Genomic DNA, 13,852 nt, shown 5'->3' on the forward strand with positions numbered 1-13,852 from the left:
AGATTTGAACGTCTCTTGACCCAGAATCCGAGAAGCGGCTTCATTAACAACTAAATCAATGCAGATTCGCGGGCGAGATGAACGGCAGCACAATGACGAGCAACGCGGACTTGATCAGAATTAGAACATTCCAGACGGGCGACGCGGACAGTGTTTTTGCTGTAATCTTGCCAATACAACAATGTGAGTTCGACATTCCGATCAGCGCAGACGACCAACCTGATATACGAGACGTGGAGGGGTTCTATCGTCAGGGAAGCGGTGAATTTTGGGTAGCCGAAGCCGATGGTCACATCGTCGGCACCATAGCCCTCAAGGATATAGGGCAAGGTCAGGCTGCTTTGCGGAAAATGTTTGTCGCCAAGGCTTATCGCGGTTCCGAATTCGGTACTGCGCGCAAATTGCTTGCAACGCTCATTTCGCACGCTCACGAACGAGGCGTTACCAAAATATTGCTTGGAACGACCGAGAAGTTTCTGGGCGCACATCGGTTTTATGAAAAGAACGGCTTCGTGGAAATCTCCCATACAGATTTACCGGAAGATTTTCCGCGGATGGCTGTCGATACAAAATTCTATGCAATAGAATTATCTTGAAGCACGCGACCACTCGCCTGCTTCAAGATAAGAGCAGCTTTCCGTCAGCTACGCTTGCGTTCTAGAAGTCGTCCCTATGCCGTATCGATTGCACATAAGCGTAGGCTGTGCCCAGAAGCACAGGAACGATTACCAAAGCGGTCCAGAATAGAATGTTGCTCATCTCTGCCCTCCCTCCCGTGGTGCGTAGCGATGTGCTTTCTGCATTTCTGCAGGCTCTATTCTAACACGTAAGAAGCCATCTTGTTCCAAATTCTTAATGAGGGGTTAACGGCCTCAATTGTTCTGACGGGCGAGTATCACGGCAATCCAGTCGATAAATACCCTGACCCGAGGCGAAAGTTGCCGATCGCGCGGATATACAACAGATACCGGTGACAAGCTGGGCGGATAAGCGCCGAGTATCTGCACCAGTTTTCCGCCAGCGATATGCTTCATCGCATGATAGCGAGGTATCTGAATGATCCCAAGGCCCAAGCTGGCCGCAGCCGTATAGCTTTCAGCGGCATTGACCGAAACCGGAGCCGGTATCGTCACTGTTCGCAACTTGCCGTCGACCATAAATTCCAGGGGCATACGGGCTATGCTGCCGCTGGCTCGGAAGCCGATCATCTGATGGCCATCAGTCAGTTGATCTGGATGTCGGGGTTCCCCAAATCGTGCAAGATAGGCAGGAGATGCGACGGTAACCTCATCCAGCATCGCAACACGCCGGGCAATCATGTCGCTATCCTGCAGGAGACCCACACGCAGAACGCAATCGATACCTTCCCGAACCGGATCAACGAACCGATCGCCCTCGGTCATATAAAGTTCAATATCCGGATACTTTTCCAGAAAAGCGGGCAATTCCGGTAGCAGAAAATGCCGCGCAAGCGTGCCCTGCACTTCCACCCGAAGCAAACCTCTCGGCATTGCGCCAGAAAATCCGCCTTCGGCATCCTCGATACTAGCTATGATTTCTATGCAGCGCTGATAATAGGCCTGACCATCAAGCGTTGGATTAACGTGACGCGTAGTGCGCAAGAACAATTGCGTGCCCAATCGTTTTTCGAGCTGCTTGATCGCGTCGGTGACGGTTGAACGCGGGATCCCTAGATCTTCCGCCGCCAATGTGAAACTGCGTCGTTCCAGTACACGGGTAAAAACCCGCATCGCATCAAACCGGTCCATCTGATTGTTCGCTATTTTCGGATAGTAATGACAAATAATGCCCGATTAAACGGTGTTAGAAAAGTGCGATCTTGCTGAGGGTTGTACAAACCCAAACCACCGGAACGGAGCAGACAATGTCCGATATGAAAAACAAGGTTGCCATCGTCACTGGAGCATCGCGCGGTATTGGCGCTGCCATTGCCGAAAGACTGGGTCGCGACGGCTTTACTATCATCGTCAACTATGCGGGCAATGCTGCTCTTGCTGATGCCGTGGTCAGCAAGATCGAGGCATCAGGCGGCATTGCGCGAGCAGCGCAGGCTGATGTTGCCGATCCTGCCGCAGTAAAGAGAATGTTCGATGCGGCCGAAGACGCTTTCGGCGGCGTAGATGTTCTCGTCAACAATGCCGGTATCATGACCCTGTCGCCTCTCGCCACAACAGAGGACGTAGATTTCGACAAGCTCGTTTCGGTCAACCTCAAGGGCACCTTCAATACCATGCGGGAGGCTGGTAAACGACTGCGCGACAATGGGCGTATTATCAATTTTTCCACCACTGTCGTCGGCCTGAAACTGGAAAACTACGGTGTTTATGCCGCAACCAAGGCCGCAGTCGAAACCTTGACGGCGATCATGACCAAGGAAATGCGCGGTCGAAACATCAGCGTCAATGCCATTGCGCCCGGCCCCACTGCGACCGATCTCTTTCTCGATGGAAAATCCGAAGAGCTGGTCGCACGCATGGCCAAGATGAGCCCGCTCGAACGTCTGGGGACCCCGAAAGACATTGCAGGGGTGGTTGCGTTCCTGGCCGGACCCGACGGTGCATGGGTAAATGGCCAGATACTGCGCGCCAATGGTGGGATCATCTAGATTACCCGTGCACGCTCTGCGAGGCATTTACCTCGTAGAGCGTATTATTCCCTAAACTTATCCCAATAGTTGTAGATAATCCCTATTCGCCTTGACAGTTTGTCGCGGTGAGGCTTCACATGAGCCGGATTCTTTTCGCCTTTTCTAATAGAATTGGAAATGGCACCGGTCGTCGTGAGGGGATGCAAATGCTTATTGGTTTCAACCGGCTTTTCTGGGCCTTTGCAGTCACAGCTTGCCTGTCGGCAGCTCCACACACTACACAAGCTGCCGAAACCCGGCGGATAGAGATCACCAAAGATAGCGATTATTTCGGCTTCGACTTGCGTACGGAAAAGAATGTCTCGCTCGACCAGTGCAAAAACATTTGTCTGGGCGACAATGCATGCCTCGCCTTCACCTATAATCCGAAGGTCAAGTGGTGCTTCTTGAAATCCGATTTCAACAAACTCAATCAGTCCGTTGGCTCCATTGCAGGTAAGGTCGTCACGCAATCCGCTGCAGCCCGCGAAGTTGAAGATATTGGCGCTCCGCCCAGCATCTCGTTCTTTGCCACCAATCTGGTTGACGAAGCCCGTCGTCTGAAGCGCGAAATCAATGGCCTTGAAAGCTCCGACAGCCTGCGCACTTTGCGAAATGAAGCAGGTGCAGCGGGCCTGAATGGCGATCCGCGCACGGCGATGGAAAAGTTCCGCCTGGCTGCCAGCATGTCGCCGGATGAAAGCGAAATCTGGACCGGATATGCGCTTTCGGCGCTTGCGACCGAGCCGTCCAATGGTCAGGAACGCTCCAAATTCCAGCGCGATGCGACGTCGGCTTCGTGGTTTGCCTATCAGGCTTCACGCACCAAGGATGAGCGCGCGCAAGCGCTTGCCGTCATGGCGCAGGTACTCGAAAAGCGCGATGCATCGCGCCCGGCCTTGCAGGCTTATGAAGCGAGCCTTGATCTCGTCAATTCCGCATCCGTTCGTGCAGTCTATGAAGATCTGAAAGCCCGCAAAGGCTTCCGCATCGTCAACAACACGGTCGATAATGATAATGCCGCCCCGCGCATTTGCGCGCAGTTCTCGGAAGAACTGGTCAAGAGTGGTGTCGATTATTCAAGCTTCGTCAAGCTTGACAATGGCGCGCCGCAGGCAGTTGAAGCCAAGGATCGCCAGATTTGCGTCGAGGGTCTGGAACATGGCCGCAATTATACGGTGACGTTCCGTCAGGGTCTGCCATCGGCTGTTGGCGAAGTGCTGCCAGCTCCGGTCAATCTTTCGATCTATGTGCAGGACCGCGCGCCATCGGTGCGCTTTACCGGCGACAGCTTCGTGCTGCCTGCGAAAGCCCGTCGCGGCATTCCGCTGGTCAGCGTCAATTTGAGCACAGCCAAGGTCAAGCTCTACCGCGTCGGCGACCGTTCGCTGGCACAGCTCCTTTCCGGCTACCAGTTCCTGCGCCAGTTAGACAGCTACGATATCAGCACGGTTTCCGAACAGATGGGTGCACCTGTCTGGGAAGGTGAGATCGAGGTTGCAGGCAATGAGCTGAACAAGGAAGCAACGACCAGTTTCCCGGTTGATGAAGCACTGCCGGAACGCAAGCCGGGCGTCTATGTGCTGACCGCCGAGCCGCTGGTCAAGAAGTCCGATGATGAATATGGCACCAAGGCAACGCAGTGGTTTGTCGTTTCCGACATCGGCCTTTCGACCTATACCGGACAGGACGGGATTAATGTGTTCGCCCGTTCGCTGGAAAGCGCAGAGCCGCTTAAAGGCGTGAAGCTGACGCTGCTGGCACGCAACAACGAAGTGCTGGGCGAAGCGACCACCGACAGCGATGGTCGGGCGACGTTTACGCCGGGACTGACACGCGGCACAGACGGCATGGTGCCAGCGGTGCTGATGGCGAGCGGGGATGATGAGGATTTCACATTCCTAGATATGGCGCGCGCTGGTTTTGATTTGTCTGACCGCGGCGTGACGGGCCGTGCCGTGCCGAAAGCGCTTGATCTTTATGCATGGACAGAGCGCGGTATCTATCGTGCTGGCGAAGTTGTGCATGTGGGTGCGCTTGCGCGTGACGACACCGCAACTGCAATTGATGATCTGCCGCTCACCTTCATCTTTACGCGTCCCGATGGCGTGGAAGATCGCCGTCTTGTTTCCGACAGCAAACTGGCCGGTGGTCATGCCATCGACCTGACCTTGCCGTCGAACGCCATGCGCGGCACCTGGAATGTTTCGGTCTATACCGATCCCAAGCAGCCAGCGATTGCCACGCAGATGTTCCTGGTTGAAGATTTCGTGCCGGACCGGATCGAGTTCGATTTGACGTCTGACAAGCCGGAAATCGCTGTTGGCGAAACTGCCAATATCACCGTGGACGGTCGTTTCCTCTATGGTGCGCCTGCCGCCGGTCTTGCGCTTGAAGGCGAAGTCACGCTTTCGACCAAACGCCAGTGGGACCGCTTCAAGGGCTATTATTTCGGCCTCGCCGATGAAGAACAGGGCGAAGCCACGCGCCTGCCGCTCGATGGCCTGTCAAAAGTTGATGACAATGGCAAGGCGACTTTCCCGGTTACAATCGATGAAATGCCGTCAACAACGCGCCTCGTAAATGCAGCCGTGACTGTTCGTATGCGTGAAACCGGCGGTCGTGCGGTTGAGCGTAAGATTGATGTTGCCATTCAGCCGGAAACCGATCTCATCGGTATCCGTCCTGATTTCTCCGGCGATGAAGTTCCGCAGGGCGGAACCGCTAAGTTCAGTGTAATCGCATCTGACAGCAAGGGTGATCGCAAGGCGCTCGACGGCGCACAATGGTCGCTGGTCAAGATCGAGCGTAATTATCAGTGGTATCGCAGCGGCAACAGCTGGAATTACGAGCCGGTGACGTTCACCAAGGCGGTTTCCAACGGCAAGATTGACCTTACAATCGATAGCGAAGCTGAAATCAGCCTGCCGGTTGATTGGGGTCGTTATCGTCTTGAAATCGAAACGGCTGATGCCTCGGGCCCGACCACAAGCTACGAATTCGACGCGGGCTGGTATGTGAGCTCCACTTCGACCGAAACACCGGACGGGCTGGAAATCGCGCTCGACAAGGAACATTATGCGGCGGGTGATACGGCTGAACTGAAAATCTCCCCGCGTTTTGCCGGTGAGTTGCTCATCACCATTGGTGCGGAAAAGCTGCTCCAGACCATCACGGCCAGTGTGCCGGAAGGTGGCACGACCATCGATATTCCGGTTGGTGAGGATTGGGGTGCGGGCGCCTACGTTACGGCAACTTTGTTCCGTCCGGGTGAGGCTATTGAAAGCCGTATGCCTGCGCGTGCGATTGGTCTTAAATGGCTGAAGGTCGATCCTGCCGACAAGCAGCTTGCTGTCAAGCTGACCCCGCCTGAAAAGATCACGCCGCGCTCCACACTTTCCATCCCTGTTTCGGTTGAAAATGCGGGTGGCGAACAGGCCTATGTCATGGTCGCGGCAGTCGATGTCGGCATTCTCAACCTGACCCGCTATCAGCCGCCGAACCCTGAAAACTGGTTCTTCGGCCAGCGTCAGCTGGGCCTTGAAATGCGCGATATGTATGGTCGCCTGATCGATGGTTCGCTCGGCGTCTCCGGCAAGCTGCGCACAGGTGGCGATGGTGGCAATATGGCAGCGGAAGGCAGTCCGCCCACCGAAAAGCTGGTTGCGCTGTTCTCCGGTCCGGTTGAACTCGACAGCGACGGCAAGGCAACAGTCACTTTCGACATACCGCAGTTCAACGGCACCGCGCGCGTCATGGCGGTAGCATGGACAAAGAAGGCTGTCGGCCACGCCGTCACCGATGTCATCATCCGCGATCCGGTGGTTATTACCGCTGGTGTGCCGCGCTTCATGGCCCCCGGCGATCAGGCCAATATCCGCTTCGATATTGCCAATACGGATGCACCGGATGGCGATTATCGTGTGAGCTTAGAGACCACCGATAATCTCGGTGTCGAGGTTGGCTCCTATCCTGAAAGCATCGCGCTTAAAGGTGGCAAACGGCAGTCGATCACCGTTCCACTCAATGCTGTGGCAACGGGTGCGGGTGGTGTGACGATCCGGCTTTCCAACGATGCAGGCCTCAATGTTGAACAGGCCTTGGCATTGCCGGTGCGTCCGGTCGATCTGCCGGTCACGAGCCGTCATGTCGTCAATCTCGCGGCCAATGGCGGAAGCCTGAAAGTCGACGGCGGCCTTCTGTCGGAAAGCCTGCTTGATGGTGCTTTTGTCAGCGTTGGTGTGACGCGAAGCGCTGCATTTGATGTTCCAGCGCTTTTGATGGCGCTCGACCGCTATCCTTATGGCTGCACAGAGCAGACCACCAGCCGCGCACTGCCGCTGCTTTATTTGAGCGAAATGGCGGCAGGTACGGAAGCGGCAGCGGGTCTGGAAAGTCAGGAAGAACTTAAAAAGCGCGTACAGGATTCCATCTTCCGCGTGCTCAACAACCAGTCTTCAAGCGGGTCGTTTGGCCTCTGGTCGCCGGGATCGGGTGATCTTTGGATGGACGCCTATGTGACGGACTTCCTGACGCGTGCCCGCGAAAAGGGCTATGACGTGCCGCAGCAGGCGATGCTGTCCGCACTTTCTAATCTGCAAAATGCGCTCGGCTATACCACCGACGTCAAGGAACGCGGCAACGACATTGCCTATGCGCTCTATGTTCTGGCACGCAACAAGAAGGCTTCTGTTGGCGATCTGCGTTACTTTGCCGATACCCAGCTTGAAAACTTTGCAAGCCCGATGGCCGTCGCCCAGCTGGGTGCAGCACTTGCCCTTTATGGTGATCAGCCGCGTTCGGAACGCGTGTTCAATGCGTCGCTCCAGCTTGCAACCAGCCAGTCGAGCTATGACTATAACCGCTCTGATTATGGCTCGCCGCTGCGTGATGGTGCGGCCATGCTGGCGCTTGCTTCGGAAACCAAGCCTGCGCCGAAAGTGCTGCCATCGCTGATTACGCTGGTCGAATTCCAGCGCGAAAAGGCACGTTATCTCAGTACGCAGGATCAGGCATGGATGCTGCTTGCAGCACGCGGGCTTCAGGATGACAATGGCGCAATCAGCCTCGACATCAATGGCACAGCGCATCAGGGCGCGTTCTCCGAGCGTCTCAATGGTGCAGCCCTTGAAGCACAGCCGCTGGTCGTCACCAACAAGGGTCAGGGTTCGGTTGATGCGGTCGTGACCGCAGTTGCACCGCCTGCGCAGTCACTGCCTGCGGGTGGAGAAGGTTTCAACATCGAGCGTACTTATTATACGCTTGATGGCGAGCCGGCCAATGTCACCGGGGTCAATCAGAATGAGCGCTATGTTGTTGTTCTGAAAATCGACGACCTGCAGGAATGGCAGTCGCGTCTGCTTGTGACCGATCTGCTGCCAGCTGGTTTCGAGATCGACAATCCGGGCCTTGTTTCCAGTGCTGATCTTGGCAATTTCCCATGGCTTGAAAGCACGCAAGCGGCCCACCTCGAATTCCGCAATGATCGTTTTGTGGCTGCTTTCGACCGCTCCGCAGGCGAGAAGAAGCCGATCACGTTGGCTTATGTGGTGCGTGCGGTGACGCCGGGTCTTTACACCCATCCGGCAGCAACGGTTGAGGATATGTATCGTCCGCAATTTGCAGCGCGCACGGCGACAGGCATGATGGAGGTGGCGGCACCTTAGTGTGCGCTCAAAAAAATGAAAAGGCGTTGGAAAATAGCAATTGGCGGTGCCGCGTTTCTTGGCATCGCCGCTGTAGGAACGGTTGCTGGGCTTGACTGGCTCGACCGCGCTTATCCTCCGCCTTTGCCGGAACGGCTGACCATTTCCACCGAAGTCATGGATCGCGACGGCGCTTTGCTCCGCGCCTATGCAACGCCGGACGGCTATTGGCGGCTCAATACACGGATTGAGGATGTCGATCCGAAATTCGTGAAAATGCTGATCGCCTATGAGGACAAGCGGTTCTACGATCATGGCGGTATTGATGGCTGGGCGCTGTTGCGCGCCGCTTATCAGCTTGCAGGGAGTGGTCGTATTGTTTCCGGCGGCTCCACACTGTCCATGCAACTTGCACGCCTTATCGAGCCGCGCGAAAGCCGCAGCTTCGGTTCCAAGTTCCGCCAGCTGGCGCGTGCAGTTCAAATTGAGCGACGGCTGAGCAAATCTGAAATTCTCGAACGTTATCTGACACTCGCGCCCTATGGCGGCAATCTGGAAGGTGTGCGGTCGGCATCACTTGCCTATTTTGGCAAGGAGCCGTTGCGCCTCACCACTTCGGAAGCAGCACTTCTTGTGGCTCTGCCGCAATTGCCTGAACGCCGCCGCCCGGATCGCGAGATGAAGAACGCGGTTGCCGCGCGGGATCGTGTGTTAACACGCATGGTAACCTCTGCAGTTTTCACCAGCGAGGAAGCCGAACGTGCATCGCGTGAGCGCATATCCGCTACGCGTCATCCGCTGCCGGCATTGGCCGCCCACTTTGCCGATCTCGCTTTGAAACAGGCACCGACCGAGGCCCGGCATCACCTGACGCTTAAAAAGTCGGTGCAGGCTGGGCTTGAAGTTGTGGCGCGCGAAGCTGCTGCGAAGCTTGGGCCAAAAGTATCGGTCGCCATGGTGCTGGCCGACAGTCGCAATGGCAATATTCTGGGTGAGGTTGGCTCAGCTGATTATTTCGATGGCAAGCGGCAGGGCTGGATTGATATGACCCGCGCCGTGCGCTCGCCCGGTTCCACGCTCAAGCCCTTCATCTATGGCCTGGCCTTCGAGCAGGGACTGATTGCGCAGGAAACCATTATTGAGGACCGCCCACAGGATTTTGCAGGCTATCGTCCGCGCAATTTCGATATGAGCTATCAGGGCGATGTCAGCATCCGTCAGGCGCTGCAAATGTCGTTGAATGTGCCGACCATCAGCCTGCTCGATGCAGTCGGTCCTGCGCGGCTCACCACGCGTATTCGTCAGGCGGCGGTTAATCTCCAATTGCCGAAAGGCGAAGCGCCGGGCCTTGCCATCGGGCTTGGTGGCGCGGGCATCAGCCTGCGTGATCTGGTGCAGCTTTATACAGGCCTTGCCAATGGCGGTCGCGGTGCAGCCCTTCGTGACGGCACCGAAGGCTCAGAGCCGGTGCAGCCATCGGCCCCTATTCTCACCGAGCAGGCATCGTGGCAGATTGGCGATATTCTGGCCGGTGTTGTGCCACCGCAAGGCGCGAAACGCCTCGGCCTCGCTTACAAGACCGGCACGTCCTATGGCTATCGCGATGCATGGTCGGTCGGTTATGACGGGCGTTATGTGCTGGGCGTCTGGGTTGGGCGTGCCGATGGTGGCTCGGTGCCGGGCCTTGCTGGTTATGTTTCGGCAGCGCCCATCCTGTTTGAAGCCTTTGTGCGCTCAGGCGTTGTTTCCGTGCCGTTACCGCGTGCGCCTGCTGGCGCATTTCGCACAGCACGCGCCGATCTTCCTGTAACGCAGATACGCTTTTCGTCTGCGAGCGATCCTCTGCCGGTTCTCAAAGCCACGATTGAGCCTGCACCGCGCATCGTGTTTCCACCTGATGGCGCGCATGTCGAATTGAAAGCCCTGACCGATAATGCCTCGCCATTGGTGCTGAAATTACAGGGCGGACGCGCACCGTTTCGCTGGCTTGCCAATGGCAAGCCCATTGCTGAGATTGAGCGGCGGCGGACAACAAACTGGCAACCGGACGGAACCGGATATTCGACGTTGACCGTGGTCGACGCTGCCGGACGGGCCGCCAGCGTCAACATTTTCGTAGAATAACAGCTACTGGGCCGCTTCTGATAAAACAGCGCTTACAGCGGCCTTCTTCTCCAGCGACATGACTTTCAAATTACCGGAAAACAGCATGCCGGTTATCGGAAGCACCGGCTCCACAGGCAGTTCCTCGTGATGGGCACTATCTTTGGGAACATGCAGCTTATGTTCCATACCCTCTTCGGCACCAGATAGAGTAAGCGCCACATTCCCGCGTGCTTCCAGCAATTTAATGCCGTAAAGAAACTCGAAGCTCAGCATCGAAACCAGAAACTTGTAGGTTCCGTCGCGTACGCCGCCCTTCATCATTGCGGCGCGGTGGACATCCTCGCCCATCGCCACATCAAGTGGTGGAATGCGCGGATCACAGACATAGCCAAGCGCCAGCAGTTGTCCGTTATCAACCTCAAAGCGCATTCTGTCTGAACCGAGATCGAGCGCCGAGATCGAGAATCGGCGATTGCTGTATTGGACCGGCACGCGCCCCAGCCGCTTGCAAAGCTGCTCGCCGCTCAAGGCACGCGCATTGGCAAAATGATCCGGATCAATCGCGAATGGCAGCGCCTTCGGACGATGCGGAACAGACAAGGCCGGTTCGAGAACATCTGCAATCAAATTCGCAACGATGGTTGTCGAAACTGGGCGCGCATAATGACCCTGATCGAGATAGAAAGCCGGATTGCTTACGACATCGCGGCCATATTGCTGCATCAGCATTCGCGAAACATCAACCGTGATCGTTCCATACCATTGCGAAATGTAGTTGATGCCTGCATCAATCGAGGGAACGGAATTCAGAAATGAGCCATTACGTGCGCCGAACACAAGCGTTGCAATCCGCAAGTTTGGGTTGCGTTCAAGCGCGTAACGAATGATCCCTTCGTAAAACCGTGCCCAATGACGGAATGGACGCCGTTCATCGCCATAAACGAAGGCATCATTGATCGCGTACTCAATCAGCAACAGCTCACACTCTTCGAGCTGTTCAAACTGCTTGAGCTGATAAAGGCCAAGAGCACTCGTCGTGCCCCCAACCGCGAGATCAGCGACGATGTCGAGTTCCACCCCGCGTTTCGCCATCGTCGATAAAAGCGTCGGCAGATAACCGGGCAGCATGACGGTGTTTGAACCACCGATGATTACAGTCTTGAGTTTCATTTCGTCACCGTTGCAGCCTTACCGGCTGGCGTCAGCGAACCGCAACGCCACACACCGTAAGTGCTTGCATCCCAATCAAAATAATAAGCGGCTGCTATCTGGCCGCTGTCCATCATCTGCCGAAAACGGTCGCGTGCCTTCTCGACCAGTTGTTCACGATTATTGTCATTGGCCGGACAGGCTTTTGAGGTATTTGCGAAGCCCCATTCGGTGATCCAGCAAGGCTTGCCATCTGCTCCACCGCAGAAAGAAAGTGCGCTGCTGATATGCTTCGCGCGCGCAGCCCGCGTGCCGCTGCTGCCGGGATAGATGTGAATGCCGTAGCCATCAGCAGCGTCATTAAGACCATACTTCTTGAGGAGGTCGGTAAAGACGGCGGGGTCAACAGTGTCTATTCCGCGCCGGTCGGCATCGATGAAAGGGATATCGGACAAGCCCGCAGATACGACCTTCGCCTTGGTGCTATGCCTGGTTTTCGCCAACTCTGTCCGGACAATACGCAGAAGTTCGACGTATTTTTCAGCGCCCTTTTCGATCAGAGGAAGCTCCTCCATCTCGCTTAAAGAGCGGGCAGTCTTCATCTTTTCCTTGGGCAGAATGGCAAGATCGCCATTATAAGCGCCCCAGTTGATCTCGTTCCCGGGTTCAACAGCAACGAGCGGGACCCCCAGCGCATCAATCTTTTGCAAGGCGTCGCCTATTGCCTGCTGAAAGTGCTCGGGAGATATGTCGGAAAGCCGATACATATCCCAGATGCGCCCGCGACCGGAACGAGGCTTCGTTCCTTCGGGATAAAAATCCGCATTGTTGAGCGAAATTTCGAGCAGGATCGCGAGACCTTTTTCATGCGCAAGACGCACGGCATCTATACTCTGATCAACCGGTCGAGTGAGTGACAACCGAACTGCCACCACGCCGTTTTCGACCATCTGATCGAAGATCTGTTTGCGCTCTGCCAGCTTGAGCCAGGCCATGTTGACCCTGTTGACGCCAAAGCGCGTATCGGCAAGAGCACTCTCAGATTGGGCTGCCAATAACAACATACCGCCCAAAAGCGCCACCGCTGCTACTATCCCACCCCCGGTGCTCTTGCGGGTTTTCATCATCGGATACCGATATCCTTCAGCGCGCCGTTGAAATTGGCCTCACATTCCGAATAGCGATTGATGGCTGCGGGCACATCGATCTTGGAAAGAAAGTCGCGCAGATAGGCTTTTTTCTGCGGCTCGCGGTTCCAGACGCTCGCATCGATATGCGGAAAGCCGACAAAGCCCAACATTTCGCGCATACGGTCATCGACCGCGATCATCAGCCCCGGAACACCCGATTGCATTCCGATGATCGTGCCGTGGAAGCGGCGGCTCAGACCGAAATCCTGACTGGAAATCCAGCTGCGCCATTTGTGCGTATCAAAGAACACCAGCAGCTCGTTCTTGCGCTGCCATTTTTCCATGTGCTTGTAATCGACCGGTGCCGTGATGCGGCTTGCGGCCTGATCATAGGCTTCGGAATGATCTTCACCCGCCATGTTCATGTTGTAGACGATCACCTCGTCCTGAATGACATAGCTTGCAACACTATCTTTTTCGAGCAGCGCGTGGGCGTCGACAATCGTATCTGCAACGCTGCCGAGATAACCGCCAAACGAGATCTTCTGCGCGTCTGCAAGGCTTGGATCGGCAAGGCGGCTCAGCGAGAGCTTCATCTGATCAGGTGCATAGTAAAGCGACGGGCAGCCCGTCGGGCGGACATATTTCATGCCCGCATCTTTCAGGAACTCTTCGGTGAAATGCCCGCGCGTGAGGAAGAAACTTTCCTTCCGGCGCAGAATTTCAAGGAACCGTCGTGTGCCTTCTGGCAACTCCGCTTTCAGATTTTCCTTCTTCTGAATACCGATACCCATGACTACAATCGGCATGTTCAGCTTTTCAAAGACGAAGGATTCCGTCGTTGCCGCATAGCCGGGCCGCAGAAGATTGGCTGAAGCAAACAGGCAAAGATCAAAGCTTTCGTTGAGCTTCGCATAGGTATCGGGTGAATTGAGGCTGTTGGCCAGATGCCAGAACGGGACATAGGTTACATCATGGCCGCGCACGGCGTTGGCGGCGCCCTCACCGATAAGGTAATTGCCCGTATTGGCAATCTTCTTGACCTGATCGATCACATCCTTCTTCGTGCGGATGGGCTCGAAATAGGGGCGATGTTTAACACTCGCCCCTGAAACGCTTTCGACGGTCCGCATCAAATAGGACGGGATGCCGGTGATCATTATGCGCATGGTGAT

At 55.8% G+C, this 13,852-nt stretch carries 8 protein-coding genes; 4 read left to right on the forward strand and 4 right to left on the reverse strand.

What is annotated here, in order from left to right:
- Positions 1–77 precede the first annotated feature (77 nt).
- Positions 78–596, forward strand: a complete 519-nt coding sequence (locus tag OHI65_RS00535; protein ID WP_264358707.1) for a GNAT family N-acetyltransferase — start codon at positions 78–80, stop codon at positions 594–596.
- 276 nt (positions 597–872) lie between these two features.
- Here OHI65_RS00535 and OHI65_RS00540 read toward each other — a convergent pair whose 3' ends face one another.
- Positions 873–1,769, reverse strand: a complete 897-nt coding sequence (locus tag OHI65_RS00540) for a LysR family transcriptional regulator (RefSeq protein WP_125300666.1) — start codon at positions 1,767–1,769, stop codon at positions 873–875.
- Positions 1,770–1,885: 116 nt separating this feature from the next.
- Between OHI65_RS00540 and OHI65_RS00545 the strand changes: the two genes are divergently transcribed.
- The 3 genes from OHI65_RS00545 to pbpC all read left to right on the forward strand — a co-directional run bounded on the left by OHI65_RS00545 (position 1,886) and on the right by pbpC (position 10,416).
- Positions 1,886–2,626: an SDR family oxidoreductase gene (locus tag OHI65_RS00545; RefSeq protein WP_125300667.1), complete on the forward strand. Its 741-nt coding sequence runs from the start codon at positions 1,886–1,888 to the stop codon at positions 2,624–2,626.
- A 182-nt stretch (positions 2,627–2,808) separates the two neighbouring features.
- Positions 2,809–8,313, forward strand: a complete 5,505-nt coding sequence (locus OHI65_RS00550; protein WP_125300668.1) for an alpha-2-macroglobulin family protein — start codon at positions 2,809–2,811, stop codon at positions 8,311–8,313.
- Positions 8,314–8,328: 15 nt separating this feature from the next.
- Complete coding sequence (gene pbpC, locus OHI65_RS00555; RefSeq protein WP_264358708.1) at positions 8,329–10,416, forward strand: penicillin-binding protein 1C; 2,088 nt, start codon at positions 8,329–8,331, stop codon at positions 10,414–10,416.
- Positions 10,417–10,419: 3 nt separating this feature from the next.
- Here pbpC and OHI65_RS00560 read toward each other — a convergent pair whose 3' ends face one another.
- The 3 genes from OHI65_RS00560 to OHI65_RS00570 are packed head-to-tail and all read right to left on the reverse strand — an operon-like array spanning position 10,420 to position 13,846.
- Positions 10,420–11,568: an SGNH/GDSL hydrolase family protein gene (locus OHI65_RS00560; RefSeq protein ID WP_125300670.1), complete on the reverse strand. Its 1,149-nt coding sequence runs from the start codon at positions 11,566–11,568 to the stop codon at positions 10,420–10,422.
- Positions 11,565–12,674, reverse strand: a complete 1,110-nt coding sequence (locus OHI65_RS00565) for a glycoside hydrolase (protein WP_125300671.1) — start codon at positions 12,672–12,674, stop codon at positions 11,565–11,567. The genes OHI65_RS00560 and OHI65_RS00565 overlap by 4 nt, the downstream gene beginning before the upstream one ends.
- Entirely contained in the window at positions 12,671–13,846 is a 1,176-nt protein-coding gene (locus tag OHI65_RS00570; RefSeq protein ID WP_024896029.1) for a polysaccharide pyruvyl transferase family protein, read from the reverse strand. Before OHI65_RS00570 ends, OHI65_RS00565 begins: the two co-directional genes overlap by 4 nt.
- Positions 13,847–13,852 lie beyond the last annotated feature (6 nt).

Origin of the sequence: Brucella sp. MAB-22 (assembly GCF_025908475.1) — a bacterium.
Taxonomy (GTDB): Bacteria; Pseudomonadota; Alphaproteobacteria; order Rhizobiales; family Rhizobiaceae; genus Brucella; species Brucella anthropi.